General features: G+C 61.0%; 17 protein-coding genes. 7 read left to right on the top strand and 10 right to left on the bottom strand.

Features of this window, described 5'->3' with window-relative positions:
• Window positions 1-8: 8 nt before the first annotated feature.
• A complete protein-coding gene (locus tag ACY8D3_RS00595; RefSeq protein WP_462381015.1) occupies window positions 9-1,337 on the bottom strand; it encodes a mechanosensitive ion channel family protein in 1,329 nt (442 codons plus the stop codon).
• 110 nt (window positions 1,338-1,447) lie between these two features.
• Window positions 1,448-2,338: a helix-turn-helix domain-containing protein gene (locus tag ACY8D3_RS00590; protein WP_462381014.1), complete on the bottom strand. Its 891-nt coding sequence runs from the start codon at window positions 2,336-2,338 to the stop codon at window positions 1,448-1,450.
• A gap of 127 nt (window positions 2,339-2,465) precedes the next feature.
• Here ACY8D3_RS00590 and pobA point away from each other — a divergent pair, with 127 nt between their 5' ends.
• Entirely contained in the window at window positions 2,466-3,650 is a 1,185-nt protein-coding gene (pobA, locus tag ACY8D3_RS00585; protein WP_462381013.1) for a 4-hydroxybenzoate 3-monooxygenase, read from the top strand.
• A 405-nt stretch (window positions 3,651-4,055) separates the two neighbouring features.
• Here the strand turns inward: pobA and ACY8D3_RS00580 are convergent, their stop codons facing one another.
• Complete coding sequence (locus tag ACY8D3_RS00580; protein ID WP_462381011.1) at window positions 4,056-4,544, bottom strand: hypothetical protein; 489 nt, start codon at window positions 4,542-4,544, stop codon at window positions 4,056-4,058.
• A gap of 101 nt (window positions 4,545-4,645) precedes the next feature.
• Here ACY8D3_RS00580 and trmL point away from each other — a divergent pair, with 101 nt between their 5' ends.
• Together trmL and ACY8D3_RS00570 are read left to right on the top strand one after the other, a co-directional pair.
• Window positions 4,646-5,128, top strand: coding sequence for a tRNA (uridine(34)/cytosine(34)/5-carboxymethylaminomethyluridine(34)-2'-O)-methyltransferase TrmL (gene trmL / locus ACY8D3_RS00575; RefSeq protein ID WP_462381009.1), 483 nt, complete (start codon window positions 4,646-4,648; stop codon window positions 5,126-5,128).
• Between the two features lie 95 nt (window positions 5,129-5,223).
• Window positions 5,224-7,581, top strand: coding sequence for an FdhF/YdeP family oxidoreductase (locus ACY8D3_RS00570; RefSeq protein ID WP_462381007.1), 2,358 nt, complete (start codon window positions 5,224-5,226; stop codon window positions 7,579-7,581).
• A 59-nt stretch (window positions 7,582-7,640) separates the two neighbouring features.
• On the opposite strand, the gene secB is transcribed toward ACY8D3_RS00570, so the two are convergent.
• Genes secB through ACY8D3_RS00555 form a run of 3 tightly spaced genes read right to left on the bottom strand, consistent with a single transcriptional unit; the run spans window position 7,641 to window position 8,817 of the window.
• Entirely contained in the window at window positions 7,641-8,105 is a 465-nt protein-coding gene (gene secB / locus ACY8D3_RS00565) for a protein-export chaperone SecB (RefSeq protein WP_462381005.1), read from the bottom strand.
• Window positions 8,106-8,147: 42 nt separating this feature from the next.
• Entirely contained in the window at window positions 8,148-8,402 is a 255-nt protein-coding gene (gene grxC / locus ACY8D3_RS00560; protein WP_462381003.1) for a glutaredoxin 3, read from the bottom strand.
• A gap of 1 nt (window position 8,403) precedes the next feature.
• The gene (locus tag ACY8D3_RS00555) at window positions 8,404-8,817 is read right to left on the bottom strand and encodes a rhodanese-like domain-containing protein (protein WP_462381001.1); all 414 of its coding nucleotides are present in this window, start codon (window positions 8,815-8,817) and stop codon (window positions 8,404-8,406) included.
• Window positions 8,818-9,259: 442 nt separating this feature from the next.
• On the opposite strand from ACY8D3_RS00555, the gene gpmI reads away from it, so the two are divergent.
• The 4 genes from gpmI to ACY8D3_RS00535 all read left to right on the top strand — a co-directional run bounded on the left by gpmI (window position 9,260) and on the right by ACY8D3_RS00535 (window position 14,336).
• Window positions 9,260-10,795, top strand: a complete 1,536-nt coding sequence (gene gpmI, locus ACY8D3_RS00550) for a 2,3-bisphosphoglycerate-independent phosphoglycerate mutase (RefSeq protein WP_462380999.1) — start codon at window positions 9,260-9,262, stop codon at window positions 10,793-10,795.
• Between the two features lie 106 nt (window positions 10,796-10,901).
• The gene (locus ACY8D3_RS00545) at window positions 10,902-12,173 is read left to right on the top strand and encodes a murein hydrolase activator EnvC family protein (protein WP_462380998.1); all 1,272 of its coding nucleotides are present in this window, start codon (window positions 10,902-10,904) and stop codon (window positions 12,171-12,173) included.
• A gap of 37 nt (window positions 12,174-12,210) precedes the next feature.
• Window positions 12,211-13,539: a S41 family peptidase gene (locus tag ACY8D3_RS00540; protein WP_462384496.1), complete on the top strand. Its 1,329-nt coding sequence runs from the start codon at window positions 12,211-12,213 to the stop codon at window positions 13,537-13,539.
• Window positions 13,536-14,336: a divergent polysaccharide deacetylase family protein gene (locus ACY8D3_RS00535; RefSeq protein WP_462380996.1), complete on the top strand. Its 801-nt coding sequence runs from the start codon at window positions 13,536-13,538 to the stop codon at window positions 14,334-14,336. Before ACY8D3_RS00540 ends, ACY8D3_RS00535 begins: the two co-directional genes overlap by 4 nt.
• A gap of 227 nt (window positions 14,337-14,563) precedes the next feature.
• Here the strand turns inward: ACY8D3_RS00535 and ACY8D3_RS00530 are convergent, their stop codons facing one another.
• The 4 genes from ACY8D3_RS00530 to hisA all read right to left on the bottom strand — a co-directional run bounded on the left by ACY8D3_RS00530 (window position 14,564) and on the right by hisA (window position 18,407).
• Window positions 14,564-15,334, bottom strand: a complete 771-nt coding sequence (locus tag ACY8D3_RS00530) for a substrate-binding periplasmic protein (RefSeq protein ID WP_462380995.1) — start codon at window positions 15,332-15,334, stop codon at window positions 14,564-14,566.
• A 574-nt stretch (window positions 15,335-15,908) separates the two neighbouring features.
• The gene (locus tag ACY8D3_RS00525; protein ID WP_462380994.1) at window positions 15,909-16,670 is read right to left on the bottom strand and encodes a substrate-binding periplasmic protein; all 762 of its coding nucleotides are present in this window, start codon (window positions 16,668-16,670) and stop codon (window positions 15,909-15,911) included.
• Window positions 16,671-16,864: 194 nt separating this feature from the next.
• Window positions 16,865-17,635 (bottom strand): imidazole glycerol phosphate synthase subunit HisF, encoded by a 771-nt coding sequence (hisF, locus tag ACY8D3_RS00520; protein WP_462380993.1) that lies wholly within the window; start codon window positions 17,633-17,635, stop codon window positions 16,865-16,867.
• A 28-nt stretch (window positions 17,636-17,663) separates the two neighbouring features.
• On the bottom strand, window positions 17,664-18,407 hold the full coding sequence (hisA, locus tag ACY8D3_RS00515) for a 1-(5-phosphoribosyl)-5-[(5-phosphoribosylamino)methylideneamino]imidazole-4-carboxamide isomerase (protein WP_462380992.1): 744 nt from the start codon (window positions 18,405-18,407) through the stop codon (window positions 17,664-17,666).
• Window positions 18,408-18,465 lie beyond the last annotated feature (58 nt).

The following is an 18,465-nucleotide window of genomic DNA, read 5'->3' as shown; positions in this document are numbered from 1 at the left end:
TGCGCCTCTCAGGACGCCGGCAACAGGGGATCCGCGGCCTCGTTCCCGCCGTTTCGAAGCGGTAAGTCGATACGAGTCCGCGGCAGGCATTCGGGGTAGTGCTCCGTGATGAAACGAATCAACCCCTCTCGCATGTGGCAACGCAGATCGAACGCGTTGGGCCCACCGGTTGCGCTCACCAGCACCCTGATCTGCATGTTGTATTCATTCATCTCGAGCATCTGCACGACACATACACGCCCGTTCCATAGCGGGGATGCCTCGGCCAGGCGCTGGGCCTCTTCGCGAAGCGGCTCCATTGGCAAATGGAAGTCGGCATAGAGGATCACCGTACCGAGCAGATCCTTGTCGCGCTTCGTCCAGTTCTCGAAAGGGTTCTCGACGAAGTAGGTAATGGGTAGGACCAGTCGCCGCAGATCCCAGAGCCGAATGACGATGAACGTCAGGGTCAGCTCTTCGACCCATCCCCACTCCCCTTCCACAATCACCGCATCATTGAGCTGGATCGGTTGCGTCAGCGCGATCTGAATGCCGGCGATAAGATTGCCCAGCACCTTTTGGGCCGCAAACCCCAGAATCACGCCAATGATTCCGGCCGACGCCAGAATGCTCGCACCGAGCTGGCGAACCTTGTCGAACACCATCAGCATCGACGCCACCGCGAGGATGACGATCAGGAAATTGATCAGCTTGCGCAGCACGGTGATCTGGGTATGCACCTTGCGCGCTGTGAAGTCTTCGTCGCTGAACTGGTACCGCTCGCTCAGCAGGCGCTCAATACTGTTCACCCCGTAGATCAGCACCGCCGCTACGCTTCCAATCAGCAGCAGGCTGCTCAGGCTGCGCAACGCATCAGCCATCTCCTGCGACGTGACGAAGAGCGGAAACAGCGAGAACAGTAAGAACACCGGTGCCAACGCGGCCAGGCAGCGCAGAAAGAACGGCATGAGGAAACGCTCGAACAGCGAGGTGCGGCGGTCGGACCAGCGATCCATCACTTGCACGGCACGGCGAGCCAGCCGGATCAGCATCCATACGCTCAGCAGTAACGCGGCAACATGGGCGAGCGGGATGACTGTCACGCGCCATTCGATGGAAACGGGCAGCATCAGGTAGAACGCCCAGGCCAGGCCGTAAACCCAAAGGATGCCGGTCAACGGTGCGTGGACCGCTTTACTGAGCGCGACCAGCGCGTAGAAGCGGCCATTCTGCAGCCGCATGAGGCGCAGATGCACGAACGTCTGGACGCTGCTGATGCCAAGCGTGAAGCCGAGCAGGCACAGGCTGAGCACCCACGCCGGTAATGTTTCGATGCCATGCACGATGTAGTCGATCATCTTCCCGTCCCGTGATCCTCCGCCCTCCCCACCCGTAGCGCACTGGTAGCGGCAGGCGGCAGAGCGATGACACTTGGGTACGACCCATCATGTTCAGCGCCGTTCGACAATCAACTGCGGCGGAAGTCGCTGGGCCTTTGTCCCGTCAGGCGCTTGAAGAAGCGCGAGAAATAGGCCGGTTCGCTAAAGCCGAGCGCATCGGCAATCTGGTTGATCGTGAGGGAGGAATAGATGAGCTGGCGCTTGGCTTCGAGCACCAGCCGGTCGTGAATGATCGCCAGTGCCGTCTGTCCCGTTTGACGGCGCGCGAGCGCATTGAGGTGCGTTGCCGTGATGCCAAGCCGGTGCGCGTAGTCGTCCAGGCTCAAGTGTTGGCGGTAGTGCGCTTCCACGAGTCGGGTGAAGGCCGGCAGATAGCCGGCACCTCGAGTGGCGGCCACGGGTGACGAGCGGGCTCCTGCATGGCGCGCCAGCCATACGGCAATCGCAGCGACATTCGACTGCAGCAGCAGTTCGCGTCCCGGTGCGTGGCCTTCATACTCCGTTGCGAGGGTGTCGAACAGTGTGTCCAGGTACGGCTCGCGCCCGACGAGCCGATGCAGCACCGCACGATCGAGCACGGCGCCGTGTTCACCGAGATGGCTCCGAAGCTGCGCAATCAGCGGAGCGGCCAGCGTGATGACGTAGCCGTCGATATCGGTCGAGAACCGGAAACCATGGACCCACAGCGGCGGCACGATCTGGATCGCGACATCATCGATGCGCTGCTGCACGCCGTCCAGCTCGATCTCGGCGCATCCCTGCCGCACGTACAGCCACTGTGTCAGATCACCATGCTGGTGCGGCCGGATTTCCCAGTCATGCAGCCGGCTGCGCGCGGGGATGGATTCACAGTGAAGCAGGTCCGGCGTGGGCCATTCGAGTGCTTCGCCGTACAGCTTGAAGATCGGTACACCGCCTTGCCGGTCCACTTGGCCTACCTCGCTGTCCGATAGCCGCACACAGTTATCAAAAGTCCAGTTTGTTCCTCCTAATGTGCCTTATCCGCCCGACGCCACCAATAAAAAATACAGCCACCTCACACAATTCGGGGCCACCGAGGCCTCCGCACAAAAAAGAGAGGCTCGTATGAAAACGTGCGTCGCCATTATCGGTGCAGGCCCATCCGGGCTCCTGCTGGGGCAATTGCTGCATAACGCGGGTATCGACAACATCGTCATCGAGCGCCAGACGCCAGAGTACGTGCTCAGCCGCATCCGGGCGGGCGTACTCGAGCAGGGCACGGCCGACCTGCTACGCGAAGCTCGGGTAAGCGAGCGGATGGACAGCGAAGGCATGGTTCATTCGGGCGTCGAGCTGGCACTCGATGGGCGCGCCGTTCGCGTCGATCTCGAAGTCCTCACAGGAGGCAAGACGGTCATGATCTATGGCCAGACCGAAGTCACGCGTGACCTCATGGACGCCCGGCGCCGTTGCGGTGCGCCTACCTTCTACGATGTGCCGGATGTCGAGCTGCATGATCTGGAATCCGAACAGCCACGCATCACCTTCACTTACGGCGGCGAGCCCGTGACTATCGAGTGCGACTACGTGGCCGGCTGTGACGGCTTCCATGGCGTTAGCCGGCGGTCCATCCCGGAAGATCGCCTGAAAATCTTCGAACGCACCTACCCATTCGGCTGGCTGGGCATTCTGGCCGATACCCCGCCGGTGCAGGACGAGCTTATCTACGCACGTCACGAGCGAGGCTTTGCCCTCTGCAGCATGCGTTCTCCGACGCGCACCCGGTATTACGTGCAGGTGCCGGCCGACGAAAAGGTCGAGAACTGGTCAGACGATCGTTTCTGGGACGAACTCAAGGCGCGGCTGCCGGCCGCCGCCGCTGCTGCGCTGGTTACCGGTCCCTCCATCGAGAAGAGCATTGCCCCGCTACGCAGCTTCGTTGTCGAACCCATGCAGTATGGACGGCTGTTTCTGGTCGGCGACGCTGCGCACATCGTGCCGCCCACAGGTGCGAAAGGCCTCAATCTGGCCGCAAGCGATGTGAACACGCTTTACCGCATCCTGCTGAAGGTCTACCGGGAAGGCCAGACCGCTCTCATTGAGCGCTACTCGGCGATCTGCCTGCGCCGCATCTGGAAAGCCGAACGGTTCTCCTGGTGGATGACCACCATGCTCCACCGCTTCCCTGATCAGGATCCATTCACCACGCGCATTCACGAGTCGGAGCTGGACTATTTCGTCAGCTCGGAGGCCGGCCTTCGCACCATCGCGGAAAACTACGTTGGCTTGCCATACGAGCCCGTTGAGTGACCCCACGGGCCCGATGGCAAGCAAGTGATCGGTATGGTTGCGCCAAGACGGTTGTACAGGTCGCATGCCTGCAACCTCGTTGGAACAGTGAGGTGCTCTCGGAATGGGCATCACCGCACGCTTCAGGCTCAATACAGTGCATCGCCCGGTCCGGGTAAGGGGCTAAAAGCCGGCAGGGAGCGCGGTCGAGTGAAAAGCGCAACCGCCCTTCCCTTATTTTTTCTAAATATATCAATTACTTAGTACCAGAAAAACGTTCTCTACAGTACCAACCTCACCAAGTTGGCACACCCAATGCTATGTATCAGGTACGCCAGTTTCGGGGACCTTGGTACAGGCAGGCCGGGGAATCCCCTCTTTTATGCCGACGGGAAAGGGGCTGCAGATGCAGCCCCTTTTTGCGTTCTAGCGAGCAGGCTTTACATCCAGTGATAGCTGCCAGCCAGAGGCGGCCGTTTGCGCCGTATGAATGACGTCCAGGCCGCCGCTGAGCGGCACGAACAACAGGTGCGCATCCTCCTTAGCCTGCCGTAGCTGCCAGGAGAAGCGTTCAGGTCCTTCCACTTGCCCTTGCATTGGCGCATCCACCTGGACCCCGCCGAGGCGCACCAGGACGGCACCGGCCTGCTGCGTCATCTCGAAGGAGGCCGGCTGGCGATCGAAGGTCAACGTCAGTCGAAGGTGATCATCTTCCGTTGACGGAGAAACCTGCCGCAATTGAGCCAGGTCGCTCTGCGGTTCGAAGAAGCGCGCAGGAGGATGAACAATGCGGCCAATCATCAGCCCAATAAGCAGGCCGATGGTAATAAGCGAGACCAGCCAGACGCTGCCGCGCCGCAGTCGAGCACTCTTCGCAGCGCGCGCGTCGGTGAATTCGTCATTCTCTGGGACCATGCCATTCCGTCCTGTCTGGAGCTCGCGAATGTACCACGCGGGTGCGCACCGAACCGTTCGCTGTCAGGTAGAATCGCGCCTCGTCGAACCCGGACCCTCTCATGTTCAACGTCATCCTGTTTCAACCTGAAATCCCGCCGAACACGGGCAATATCATTCGCCTGTGTGCCAACGCCGGCTGCACGCTACACCTGATTGAACCGCTTGGTTTCGATATCGACGACAAGCGACTGCGCCGTGCCGGTCTGGACTATCACGAATATGCGACCCTGCAGCGCCACGCTGATCTCGAGAGTTGCCTGACCGCGCTGGCCGACGCAAATGGCGGCACAGCGCCGCGCCTGTTCGCGTTCACCACCAAAGGCTCACGCCCCCACCATACGATCGCCTTCCAGCCAGGCGATGCCTTCCTGTTCGGCCCAGAGAGCCGTGGCCTGCCTGCAGAGGTACGCGAAAGCCTGCCTCCCGAACAGCGGATACGTCTGCCGATGCGCCCGGACTGCCGCAGCCTGAACCTGTCCAATACCGTAGCGGTCGTGGTCTACGAGGCCTGGCGCCAGCATGACTTTGCCGGCGGGTCCTGATTCGCTCCGCTAACGCCGGGCGGCTCCGCTGAACCATCGTTTCCCGATCCTCGTCGTATCTCAAAGCACAGTACGCAGACGACGACGGAATTCTCATGAATACGATTCGCTTCAAACCGTACCGAGGCCCCTCGGGTGGCTGGGGTTCAGCCTACTCGGTCACGAATATTCTGCTGCGCGAGCGCGCGCCTATCGAAGGCGCCAATGCGCTGCTCAAACAGAATCGTCCCATTAGAGGGTTCGCGTGCGTCAGCTGCGCCTGGGCCAAGCCCAATCCAACACGGCCATTCGAGTTTTGCGAGAACGGAGCCAAGGCCACCGCCTGGGAAGTGACGTCCCGCCGCTGCGAGCCGGAGTTCTTTTCGCGCCACACGGTGACCGAGCTCCTCAACTGGAGCGATTTCGACCTTGAGCAACAGGGCCGCCTGACTCATCCCCTGCGCTGGGACGCAGCAACGGACCGCTATGTGGTCGTCGACTGGGATGACGCGATCCGCGATATCGGCAGCCGGCTGGCGGCTGTACCGGACCCGAATCAAACCGTCTTCTACGCGTCCGGTCGCGCTTCGCTCGAGGCTTCCTACATGTGGGGGCTGTTCGCGCGAATGTACGGCACGAACAACCTGCCCGACAGCTCGAACATGTGCCATGAAAGCACCTCGGTTGCGCTTCCGGAGAGCATCGGCATCCCCGTCGGCACTGTGACACTGGCCGACTTCGACAAAACGGACGGGCTCCTGTTTTTCGGTCAGAACACAGGTAGCAACAGTCCACGCATGCTTCACGAGCTGGAAGAAGCCCGTAAACGCGGCGCACCGATCATCACGTTCAATCCGCTCCGCGAGCGCGGCCTCGAGCGATTCACGAACCCGCAGTCGCCAAGCGAGATGATGACCGGCCAGGAAACCATCATCAGCACGCAATACCACCAAGTGGCCATCGGGGGTGATACGGCCGCGATCGCAGGCATGTGCAAGGCACTGTTCGACATGGACGATGCAGCCATTGCCGCAGGAATGCCTCGCGTATTGGATGTCGACTTCATCAACGAACACACAGCGGGCTTCGAGGCGTTCGAGACCTGCATCCGCGGCTATACATGGTCCGCACTCGAGCAACGCAGCGGACTGACACGCAGCGCCTTGGAAGCTGCCGCGAAAGTCTACGCACGTTGCAGGAATGTCATCGGCGTATACGGAATGGGGCTTACCCAACATCGCCACGGCGTCCAGAACGTACAGATGCTGACCAATCTGCTGCTGATGCGTGGCAACATGGGGCGACTGGGGGCGGGTATCTGCCCGGTCCGCGGCCACTCGAACGTACAGGGCCAGCGCACCGTCGGCATCACCGAGAAAGCCGCGCAGGTCCCGGCTGACAACCTTCGCCGGCAATTTGCCTTCGAGCCACCGGCTGAAGACGGCATGAACACGGTCGAGGCATGCGAGGCCATCGTCGCCGGCAAAGTTAAAGCGTTCCTGTCGTTGGGGGGCAACTTCGTCCGAGCCGTACCGGATACCCACCGGATCGAGTCGGCGTGGAAAGATCTTGACCTTACGGTCCAGGTGCTTACCAAACTGAACAGGACGTGCCTCGTGCATGGCCGTACGTCCTATATCCTGCCCTGCCTCGGCCGGATCGAAACCGATGTTCAGGACGGCATAGAGCAACAGCACTCGACCGAGGACAGCACAGGCTGCATCCGTGCCTGGCGCGGCGTCGCCAAACCAGCTGGTCCGCACCTGCGCTCTGAACCGTGGATCATCGGCGCTCTGGCCAAGGCTACGTTGGCAAATGCCACGTCTCCGGACTGGGACAGCTGGGTCGCCAATTACGGCCGCATCCGCGACGCTATCGCCGAGTCCTATCCCGAGACGTTCCACGATTTCAACGTGCGCATGCTCGAACCGGGCGGCTTTCACCGGCCACTCGGTGCTTCGGAGCGGCGGTGGACTACGGAAAACGGTAAAGCGAACTTCATCACACCGACGACACTGGCGGTGGACGAAGACGTCGAACAGCCAGCCGAGCGACGCGACGTGCTCAACCTCATGACGATTCGCAGCAACGACCAGTTCAACACGACGGTCTACGGCTACGACGACCGCTTCCGCGGTATCAGTGGCACGCGCGCAGTCATACTCATCAATCGGAACGACATGGCGCGCATGGGACTCGACGAAGGCGACAAGGTCCAGGTGTGCACGGCCGTCGACGATGGCGTGCATCGTGAGGTCGGGCCGCTTCGCGTGACGCCCTATGACATCCCGGAAGGCTGCTGCGCGGGCTACTACCCTGAATGCAACCCGCTGGTCCCGCTGTGGCACCACGCAGAGAAAGCCAAGGTCCCGGCAGCGAAGTCGATACCCATCACGCTGCGCAAGACGATTGCCGTCGGTAGCGACAACACCACCCCGGTCGAACCGATGCCACCCCAGGCGGCGAACGGCTAATCGCAGGCAAAAACGAAAAAGCGCCCCGAGGGGCGCTTTTTCATGTGACCACGCGGCTATCAGGCCGTCGGAGTCTGGCCTTCCGCTGCCTGCATGCGCTGCAGTTCCTGCGCATACAGGGCATCGAAGTTGACCGGCGACAGCATCAGCGCAGGGAAGGAGCCGCGCGTAACGAGGCTATCCAGCGCTTCACGTGCATACGGGAACAGGATGTTCGGGCAGAAAGCGCCGAGCGTGTGGCTCATGGAAGCCGCATCCAGGCCCTTGATCAGGAAGATGCCCGCCTGCTGGACTTCCGCGATAAAGGCGGTCTCTTCGCCTGTTTTCACCGTGACGGAGAGCGTCAGCACGACCTCGTGGAAGTCGCCTTCCAGGGCCTTTTGCTTGGTGTTCAGGTCCAGTGCGACGTTCGGCGCCCACTCCTTGCGGAAGATCTCGGGGCTCTTCGGTGCTTCGAAGGACAGGTCGCGCACGTAGATGCGCTGCAGGGAGAACTGAGGTTCGTTGCTTGCTTGTTCAGCCATGGTGAATCCTTGTGACGTACTGAGCTGCTTCAGATACCCGCGTCAATTGCGCAGCAATGGGTCAAGTTGGCCGGCGCGGTCCAGCGCGAAAAGGTCATCGCACCCACCCACGTGCCGCTCGCCGATCCAGATCTGCGGAACCGAGGTACGCCCGGCCTTGCGGGTCATTTCGGCACGCAGGTCCGGTTTCGAATCAACGGCGATCTCCTCGTACTTCACATTCTTGCTGTCGAGAAGACGCTTGGCCCGGATGCAATAGGGGCACCAGGCGGTGGTATAGATGACGATCGAGGGCATATCACTTCACCACGGGCAAGTTGTCGGCGCGCCAGGTGGACATTCCGCCCGAAAGCCTGGCGACGGTGTGGCCGGCCTGCTTGAGATCACGACAAGCCGTACCTGCCTGCTGGCCAGCGGCATCGACCACGATAATGGTCTTGCCCTTGTGCTTTTCCAGCTCGGCGACTCGGTTGACCAGCTTGTCCTGAGGAATGTTCAGGGCACCGGCCACGTGGCCAGTGGCGAAGTCCTTCGTTGGACGGATATCGACGACGACACCCTGATCGGCATTGACCAGGCTTGTCAGCTGTCCGCTCGTAAGGCTGCGGCCCGCGCGGCGCATCTCGTTGAACAGGAGCGCGATAAGGAGAATGAAGAAGAGACCGACGAGCAGATAGTGATGCGTGGCGAATTCAATAAGCTTGGAGACCATCGGGTTTTTCCGCGAGGTAAATGCATGGGTGATCTGCAGGTTCGTTCGTGATCGCACCAGCTCTGCCAGGCACGAAACGGCACATGAGCCACGGGAACCAGGCGGCTCCGCGTGAATGCCAAGTGACGGCGTATCGCGTGAAACAGAGCGGCTCGAACGTGGCCGGAGCCCCGAAGGCTGGACTACGAACGGGCAACAGGACCCGGAGTATACACACGGCAGGGGTCAGGCTGAACCAGCGCCGGCCGGCGCAGTCCATACTAGCTGTCCTGCACCGGCTCGCCGCCTGCCGAGCACACGCACGCCGGCCCCTCCAGCCCGCGCAACGCGTCGCATCCAGCCACGGCGGTGACGCTAGCCGTGTATGTCTTTAAACTGCACGAATGCCTCGCCTGTCGGTAAATACCGCCAGGCCTAATCTTCTGCCGAGAGTCCGAAGCTTATGACAGCCACGCCCAAACCACTGGTCCTGATGATTCTGGATGGTGTCGGTCACAGTGAAACGCCGGAGCACAACGCGGTATATGCCGCACGCAAGCCGGTGCTGGACCGACTCATGGCAACCCAGCCACACGGCCTGATTTCCGGCAGTGGCATGGATGTGGGTCTGCCGGACGGGCAGATGGGCAACTCGGAAGTCGGCCACATGAACCTCGGCGCAGGGCGAGTGGTGTATCAGGACTTTACGCGGATCACCAAATCGATTCGCGATGGTGATTTCTTCGATAACGCCGTGATTGGAAGTGCCGTCGACAAAGCAGTCGCCGCTGGCAAGGCAGTCCATGTGATGGGCCTGCTGTCCGATGGCGGCGTCCACAGCCACCAGGATCACCTCGTGGCGATGGTCGAGCTGGCGGCTCGCCGTGGGGCGGAGCATATTTACCTGCATGCGTTCCTGGACGGCCGGGATACCCCGCCCAAAAGTGCGCAGCCTTCCCTCGAACTGCTGGACGGTGTCTTCGCCCGGCTCGGCAAGGGCCGCATAGCCAGCATTATTGGCCGCTACTTCTCGATGGACCGGGACAACCGCTGGGATCGCGTGCAGCAGGCGTATGAGCTGATCTGCGACGGCAAGGCAGAACATGTTGCTGCCTCCGCGCTGGAAGGCCTGGAAGCGGCCTACGCACGCGGCGAGAGCGATGAGTTCGTCAAGGCCACCACCATTGGTTCGCCCGTCCGGGTCGAGGACGGCGATGCCGTGGTCTTCATGAACTTCCGTGCTGACCGTGCACGCGAACTCTCGCGCTGCTTCGTGGAAGACGGCTTTGACGGTTTCAGCCGTGCCCGCCAGCCCAAGCTCGCCGGCTTCGTGATGCTCACGCAGTATTCAGCCAGCATCCCGGCACCGTGCGCATTCCCGCCGAGCGAACTGCACAACGTGCTGGGTGAATACCTCGCCAAGCATGGCAAGACGCAATTGCGAATTGCCGAGACCGAGAAATACGCCCACGTCACCTTCTTTTTCTCGGGCGGCCGTGAGGAGCCTTTCGAAGGCGAAGAGCGCATCCTCATACCATCGCCGAAGGTGGCGACCTATGACATGCAGCCCGAGATGAGCGCGCCGGAAGTCACCGACCGCATCGTTGACGCGATCGAGAACCAGCGCTTCGACGTGATCATCGTCAACTATGCCAACGGCGACATGGTTGGCCACACTGGCGTCTTCGACGCAGCGGTGGCAGCCGTCGAGTGCCTTGACACCTGCATCGGCCGGATCGTCGAAGCCCTGGACAAGGTCGGTGGCGAAGCCTTGATCACCGCGGACCACGGCAACGTGGAGCAGATGGAAGACGACAGCACCGGACAGGCACACACCGCGCATACCACAGAACCGGTACCGTTCATCTACGTCGGCAAGCGCAATCTGCGCATACGCGAAGGCGGCATCCTGGCGGATGTGGCGCCCACCATGCTGACGCTGATGGGCCTACCAGTGCCGGAAGAAATGTCGGGCACGTCCATCGTCGAACTGCAGTAACCACCCAGACGGCCGACGCCCTGTGCAAAAAGCGTTACAAACGCTTTCGCTCGGCGTCGGCACCTTGTAGCTTATCGCTGCCCGCCTCGAGATCCAGTCCACCTCCATGTTGCGCATCCTTACCGCTCTTCTTATCGCTTGTGCCCTCGGCGTCGCACACGCTGATCAGCGTGCCGAGACACAGCAGCAGTTGGAGTCCGCGCGCAAGGACATCGCTGAACTGAAGAGGCTGCTGGATCAGATTCAGCAGGAAAAGTCGTCGGTTCAGAAGCAGCTCAAGCAGAGCGAAACCGAGATGGGCACGCTGCAGAAGCAGGTCGATGACCTCAAGGGCGAGCTGAACAAGAGCGAAGCCGAACTCGAACGGCTTGGCGCGGAGAAAAAAAAACTCCAGCAGTCGCGCATTGAGCAGCAGCGATTGATCGGTATCCAGGCACGCGCGGCTTATCAGAGTGGCGGGCGCGAGGAATACCTGAAGTTGTTGCTCAACCAACAGAACCCCGAGCAATTCTCTCGCACGCTTACCTATTACGACTACCTCAGTCGTGCGCGCTTCGAGCAGATCAACACCTTCAACGAAACGATCCGACAGCTCGCTGCCGTCGAGCGGGATATCCAAACCCAGCGCACCGAACTGGCCGAAAAGAAAGACATGCTCGACAGCCAGCATGCCGAACTCGCCAGGGTCCACAAGGAGCGTGAGCAGGCGCTGGCTAAGCTGAATACGGACCTTGCCGCACGCGACAAGCGCCTCAAGGCGCGCCAGGAAGAGCAGGCCCAGCTGAACCAGGTCCTCAAGACAATCGAAGAAACACTGGCCCGGCAGGCGCGCGAAGCCGAGCAGGCCCGCCAGCGTGCATTGGCCGAGGCACAGCGCAAGCAGCAGGAACAAGCTCGCCGCGGGTCGGTCGTAACCGCACCCAAGCCTGCACCGGAGGGTCCACAGGTATCGAGCTCAGGCAGCTACGGTGGTCCGTTTGCGAGCGCTCGAGGGAAACTGCCCTGGCCTGTGGATGGTCGACTGATAGCCCGTTTCGGTTCCCAGCGCGGAGATGACCCGCGTGCCAAGTGGGACGGCGTATTGATCGGCGCTAGCGAAGGCAGCACGGTAAAGGCTGTTCACGGCGGTCGTGTAGTATTTGCCGACTGGTTGCGCGGTGCCGGCCTCTTGGTCATTCTCGACCACGGGAACGGATATTTGAGTCTTTATGGCCACAATCAGCGTCTACTGACGAATGCCGGTGATGTCGTCAAAGCCGGCGAGCCGATTGCGACTGTCGGCAATAGTGGCGGTCAGGAAAGGGCCGCGTTGTATTTCGCCATCCGCCAGCAGGGTCGCCCAAGCGACCCTGTCCAATGGTGCCGTGCGCAGGGATAGCGCATCTTAGATAACTCTGGAGTTCGACATGCCGCATGTGCGCCACCTGTTCCGGTCCACCCCGCTCGTCCTTGCGCTGACGTTCAGCACTGCCGGGAGCGCCTGGGCACAGCAGACCCAGCAGCCGCCACAGACCCTGGCGCCGCCACCGGCTGAAGTTCCAAGTACACCTAGCAAGGCGCCGCTGCCGCTGGAAGAGCTGCGCACCTTTGCGGAAGTTCTAGACCGCATCAAGGCGGCGTATGTCGAACCCGTGGATGACAAGACACTGCTCGAGAATGCCATCAAGGGCATGCTCGATAACCTCGATCCGCATTCCGCCTACCTCGGCGCGGAGGATTTCAAGGAGCTGCAGGAAAGCACCAGCGGCGAATTCGGCGGCCTGGGCATCGAAGTGGGTACAGAGGATGGCAACCTCAAGGTCGTTTCGCCGATCGATGACACGCCGGCTTCGAAAGCCGGCATCGAGGCGGGCGATCTGATTCTTGAGGTCAATGGCAAGCCCACGAAGGGCATGTCGATGATGAATGCCGTCGACATGATGCGCGGTGAACCCGGCAGCAAGGTTCGCCTCCTGATCAGTCGCGACGGCGGCAAGCCATTCGAGCGCACGCTGACCCGCGCCATCATCAAGGTACGCAGCGTACGCAGCGAAATGCTGGAAAAAGGCTACGGCTACCTGCGCATCAGCCAGTTCCAGGTCAACACGGGCGAAGAAGTGGCAAAGGCCCTGAACACGCTACGCAAGAACAACGGGCGCAAGCTCGATGGCCTGGTGCTCGACCTGCGCAACAACCCAGGTGGCGTGCTGCAGGCGGCCGTGGAAGCCACGGACCAGTTCCTCAAGAAAGGCCTCATCGTCTATACGAAGGGCCGCCTGCCGAACTCCGAGCTTCGCTTCTCCGCTGATCCCGCCGACGCAAGCGAGGGTGTTCCGCTGGTAGTGCTGATCAACGGTGGCAGCGCGTCCGCGGCCGAGATCATGGCGGGCGCATTGCAGGATCACAAGCGCGGCGTCCTGATGGGCACCGACAGCTTCGGGAAAGGTTCGGTACAAACCGTCCTGCCGCTGAACGGCGACCGCGCGCTAAAGCTCACCACGGCGCTTTACTTCACGCCTAATGGCCGCTCGATCCAGGCCCAGGGCATCACGCCGGACATCGACGTCCCGCGTGCCCGCCTGACACGTGAAAATGAAGCGGAGAATGTTCGCGAAGCGGATCTGCAGCGTCACCTGGGCAACGGCAACGGTGGTCCGGATCGCCAACGCAGTGCTCAGGCCCCATCTCGCCCACAGGATGAGGACTATCAACTGAGCCAGGCCCTCAATCTGCTCAAAGGCCTCAACGTCACCCGCGGCGAATGATTCGCCGCGCGACCGCCCTCTTCCTGGCTGTGCTCGTCACGTTCGCCGGTACACCGGCGAACGCGGAGAGCCCGGACACGGCGAACGTGACGAGCACAGCCCGCCCGCGCCTTGCCCTCATCATCGACGATCTCGGCCAGCACCCCTCCAGGGACCGCCAGGTCCTTGCGCTGCCAGGCCCTGTTGCCCTGTCCATCCTGCCGGATACGCCTCATGCCACCTCGCTGGCCCACGAGGCCAATGCGCATGGCAAGACAGTCATGCTTCACCTGCCCATGGACCCGGCCACCGGCCCCTTCGCATGGCACCCGGGCATGACCGAAGAGGAGCTTGCCAAGCGTCTGGAGGCAGCACTGGCTGTCGTGCCGAACGCAGAAGGTCTTAACAACCACATGGGCAGCCGGATGACGGAACAGCGTACCGCAATGGCGTGGCTGATGAAGACCCTGCAGGCGCGCCATCTGTATTTCGTGGATAGCCGAACCAGCGCCTCGACAGTCGCAGCTGCCGAAGCGCAGCGTATTGGCCTGGCCAGCCTATCGAGGGACGTGTTCCTGGACGACGATCAGTCCGCGACCGCTGTCGCCCGTCAGTATCAGACCGCGCTTGCCACGGCGCGCAAGTACGGCTCGGTCGTCATGATCGGACATCCTCACCCCACTACCCTGGCGCTACTTCAACGCGAGCTCCCTCGCCTGGCAGGCCAGGGGATCGACTGGATCAGTGTCGATATGATGATCGCTGTCCGAGCCAATCGGGCCATGCCAGCCCACGGCAGGAACGGCGTTTATCGTTGAGTCTGCCATCGAACGCCACACGCCTTCGCACAGCGTGGACGGATACCGGCCAACGGCCTGTAAGCCAGGCCCTGGATGCATTCAGGACGATTACGGCCCATTCAGATACGCCCGCATTGCCCCGTTAGGCGTTTCCTGGCACAGCGATGGCCATCACGGGCAGAAGGTGACAGCCTTCGCAGCTTGAGCAGGATTCATACCACCTGATGGGCCGGCGAGCTTGGCGCTTACTGACCGAAATAGCGCTGCGCGAGCCGAGCGGTAGTGCCGTCCGCGTTCATCTGGTCGAGCGCACGCTGGAGCGCGCTGATCACTTCATCAGGCGTCTCCGGGTTCATCGCGAGGTACTGGCGTGTGCTCGCTTCGATCACGGAAGCGACCTTCAGCCCCTTCACGCCTTCCTGGGCCGCGTAATAGCGGAATACGGGATCATTGGTTGCCCAGAGATCGAGTTCACCAGCCAGGAGCTTGCGAATATTCTCCGGATCGCGAAGTGATGCCTCGTAGGGCACGTCGTTCTTCTCCAGGAAGGTCCCTGTGGACGAACTCTTGTATGCGCCAATGCGGTATTGCTTGGCGGCTTCTAGACTTTCGATCTTGAATGACTTGTCCGGAGCTGACACCAGCACACGCTCAGTGGTGGATAACGGACCGACCCATTTGAACAGGGATTCACGGGCCTCGTTGCGCGTTGTGGAGAAGATGCCGTAGCTCGGTTTCTCAAGCACCATGCTGTAGATGCGATCCCAGGGAAAGCGCAACGTCAGGTTGTAGTCGATACCGGCGCGCTTGAACATTTCCCTGACGATGTCCGTATTCACACCCTGGATGTTCTCGTCCCGCGCGAAGTTCTTATCATCCGCCGCCATATTGAAAGGCGGAAAGTTCTCGGTCAGCAAAACCACTTGGTAACCGGACGGAAGCTCTGCCCGCGCCGCTGTAATGGCGAGCATATAGACTGCGCAGAGCTTGATGATTAGTTGAATCCCGCGATACATCTCCCTTCCCCTTTTAACGGCCATCCGCGGCCGACTGCATTTATTGTTGGCGCATCTCGGAACGAGCCCTGCACTGCCAAAACGAATGGCGCGTTGCTGAATGCCTGTTTCGGATTGATCCGCCTTATCCTGCGCAGCCAATGCAAACCTCGCGCCACGCTACAAAGGGAATGTGTTACCAAGCGACGCGGCCGTGTTGCGCAGGGAATCGTTAGCTAATCACGCTCGGTCGGAAGCTACGCAGCGACCATTTGCCAGGAGGCTATAGCGTCCATTGACCGCAGCAGGATGAGCCAGGCGTATTAACTGCCTTTCGGGTCGACTCCTACCCGCTTTGACCTTTCGAACCAGAGCGCGGCCGCCACCTGCCTGGCGCCATGCGCAGGCGCCGGTCAAGGTCCATCCCTAGAGGAAGCGACGAGGAAAAGTTAGGCGCTCGCAGTGTGCCAGCGCAGCGGGTAGCCATCCGAATCGACACAGAATGAGCGCTGGCCGTCGCTTGCCGCAGCCTGCGGTCTGGCTGCGAACGCCCACTTTGTCGAGAAACGCTGCGGCTTGCCGCGCGAGCGAGCGCTTACTCGCCCAGGTAAGGTTTGGATAGACGATCTGTCGTCCCGTCCTTAAGCATCTCATTAAGGGCGCTTTGTAGACGTTCGATCACTTCGTCTGGCGTATTCTTGTTCATCGCCAGGAACAGTTCGGCTTCGTTGAAGCGAAGCACTGTGGTAAGCCCCGTTACGCCCTCTTCCCGAGCAAGATACCGTCCCGCTGGATCACCAGTGGCCCAAAGGTCGATCTGGCCTGTAATCAATTTGCGCACATTTTCCTGGTCTCGCAGCGCCGTAATAGGCTCAAGGCCCTTCTCGCCTAGAAACTCGGCGATCGCATCCCCTTGATAGGCACCAATGCGGTACTGCTTCGCATCGTCGAGACGATTCAGCCGTATATTGCTCCCCCGCTTGGCCAGCATGACCCAATCGTCCGGACCCAGCGGGCCCACCCACTTGAACGCATTCTCGCGCTCAGGAAGGCGAGCGGTCACGAAGACACCATAATTCGGCTGCTCGAGCGCCATCTCATAAATGCGCTGCCAAGGAAAACGGAGCGTCAGGTCGTATTCGATATCTGCGCGCGCGAACATCTCTCGCACGACGTCAGCGGCGATACCCTCGATATTCTCGCTCCGCGCGAAGTTCTTGCCGTTATTGGCGAAGTTGTAGGGCGGGAAATTCTCCGTCATCAGCACAACCCGATAACCTTCGGGCAATTCTGCACGCGCGCTCAGGGAGATGGAGAAGGCGGCGGCAAACACCGCAACGAAACGGATCAAACGCATGTCGTAGGTTCCTATTACGAGAGGGCCTGTGGCCAGAATCCAGTTCCGTGGATACGAGCTGCGTTGAATACGGATTGGACCATAGAATCGGCCGAGCGCCGGTCGGGGGCGGCTCGGCCGACAATGGTATCAACTCGACATCACTGCACCATTGTTACGGTTCAGTTACGCGACCGCCGTAGGATTCCTGCCGACTAGCGGACAGTGATACCGCGACTTGCGAGGTAGGCCTTCGCTTCAGGAACGGTATGTTGGCCGAAGTGGAATATGCTTGCCGCAAGGACCGCGTCTGCACGCCCTTCGAGAATGCCTTCCGCCAAGTGCGATAGATTACCGACACCGCCAGAGGCGATAACCGGAATGCCAACAGCCTCGCTCACGGCTCGGGTCACGCCCAGGTCGAAGCCGTTTTTCATGCCGTCCTGATCCATGCTGGTGAGCAGAATCTCACCGGCCCCCAGTGCTGCCATCTTGCGCGACCACTCGACAGCATCCAGCCCAGTCGGCTTGCGGCCGCCGTGGGTGAAGATCTCCCAGCGGTCGGGCTCACCCGGTGCAGAGACCTTTTTCGCATCGATCGCCACCACGATGCACTGCGAGCCGAAGCGCTGGGCCGCCTCGCCCACGAATTCAGGGTTGAAAACGGCTGCGGTATTAATCGAAACCTTGTCCGCACCGGCATTGAGCAAGTTACGGATGTCATCCACCGTGCGAACACCGCCGCCCACTGTCAGCGGGATGAACACCTGGCTGGCCATGCGCTCGACCGTGTGCAGGGTCGTGTCGCGGCCCTGATGGCTCGCAGTGATGTCGAGAAACGTAATCTCATCCGCGCCCTGCTCATCATAGCGACGGGCGATTTCAACCGGATCGCCGGCATCACGGATGTTTTCGAACTTGACGCCCTTCACGACGCGGCCGTTATCCACGTCGAGACAAGGGATGATGCGTTTGGCTAGTGCCATGGTGTTCTCACTCGATGAGGCTAGGCGTTCAGACGTTCTGGGTAGATAGATCGCAAAGCGCCTGGGCTTCGGCGACATCCAGGGTGCCCTCGTAGATCGCGCGACCGGTGATCGCGCCGACGATGCCAGGCTCACCCGCATCGAGCAGGGCCTGGATATCGCCTATATGGTGGATGCCCCCGGACGCGATCACCGGAATCCGGCTGGCCCGAGCCAACGCCACGGTCGCCGGGATGTTGCAGCCCTGCATCATGCCGTCTTTGGCGATGTCGGTATAAACGATGGCCGAGACGCCGTCGGCTTCGAAGCGCTTCGCCAGATCGGTCGCCTGAACCTGACTGACTTCCGCCCAGCCATCGGTCGCAACGAAGCCGTCCTTTGCATCCAGACCGACAATCACGCGACCGGGAAATGCCCTACAGGCTTCGCCAACAAATTCCGGCTCTTTGACGGCCTTGGTCCCGATGATGACGTAGCTCACGCCCGCCTGAACGTAATGCTCGATGGTATCCAGAGAACGGATGCCACCACCGATCTGAATGGGCAGGTCTGGATAGCGTTTGGCGATGGCCGTGACGACTTCACCGTTAACTGGCTTGCCCTCGAATGCACCATTCAGGTCGACGAGATGCAAGCGGCGGCATCCGGCTTCCACCCATTTTGCCGCCATGGCGACCGGGTCTTCGGAAAACACGGTCGAGTCATCCATACGGCCCTGGCGCAAGCGTACGCAGGCACCATCCTTAAGGTCGATGGCAGGAATGATAAGCATGGCGAAACCCTTCTTGTCAGTGGCCGATCCGGCGCGTTGTCCATCGCTCCGACTGGAG

The sequence above is a fragment of the Pseudomonas sp. Marseille-QA0892 genome (assembly GCF_054950135.1).
The sequence above is the reverse complement of the archived record's forward strand: the minus strand, read 5'-3'. Positions and strand labels throughout refer to the sequence as shown.

Bases quoted from the DNA above. Each gene is read 5' to 3' on its own strand.
- gpmI (WP_462380999.1), top strand. From the start codon at position 9,260: ATGACAGCCACGCCCAAACCACTGGTCCTGATGATTCTGGATGGTGTC.
- secB (WP_462381005.1), bottom strand. From the start codon at position 8,105: ATGGCTGAACAAGCAAGCAACGAACCTCAGTTCTCCCTGCAGCGCATC.
- ACY8D3_RS00555 (WP_462381001.1), bottom strand. From the start codon at position 8,817: ATGGTCTCCAAGCTTATTGAATTCGCCACGCATCACTATCTGCTCGTC.
- grxC (WP_462381003.1), bottom strand. From the start codon at position 8,402: ATGCCCTCGATCGTCATCTATACCACCGCCTGGTGCCCCTATTGCATC.
- pobA (WP_462381013.1), top strand. From the start codon at position 2,466: ATGAAAACGTGCGTCGCCATTATCGGTGCAGGCCCATCCGGGCTCCTG.
- hisA (WP_462380992.1), bottom strand. From the start codon at position 18,407: ATGCTTATCATTCCTGCCATCGACCTTAAGGATGGTGCCTGCGTACGC.
- ACY8D3_RS00535 (WP_462380996.1), top strand. From the start codon at position 13,536: ATGATTCGCCGCGCGACCGCCCTCTTCCTGGCTGTGCTCGTCACGTTC.
- ACY8D3_RS00530 (WP_462380995.1), bottom strand. From the start codon at position 15,334: ATGTATCGCGGGATTCAACTAATCATCAAGCTCTGCGCAGTCTATATG.
- ACY8D3_RS00580 (WP_462381011.1), bottom strand. From the start codon at position 4,544: ATGGTCCCAGAGAATGACGAATTCACCGACGCGCGCGCTGCGAAGAGT.
- trmL (WP_462381009.1), top strand. From the start codon at position 4,646: ATGTTCAACGTCATCCTGTTTCAACCTGAAATCCCGCCGAACACGGGC.
- ACY8D3_RS00570 (WP_462381007.1), top strand. From the start codon at position 5,224: ATGAATACGATTCGCTTCAAACCGTACCGAGGCCCCTCGGGTGGCTGG.
- hisF (WP_462380993.1), bottom strand. From the start codon at position 17,635: ATGGCACTAGCCAAACGCATCATCCCTTGTCTCGACGTGGATAACGGC.
- ACY8D3_RS00595 (WP_462381015.1), bottom strand. From the start codon at position 1,337: ATGATCGACTACATCGTGCATGGCATCGAAACATTACCGGCGTGGGTG.
- ACY8D3_RS00545 (WP_462380998.1), top strand. From the start codon at position 10,902: ATGTTGCGCATCCTTACCGCTCTTCTTATCGCTTGTGCCCTCGGCGTC.
- ACY8D3_RS00525 (WP_462380994.1), bottom strand. From the start codon at position 16,670: ATGCGTTTGATCCGTTTCGTTGCGGTGTTTGCCGCCGCCTTCTCCATC.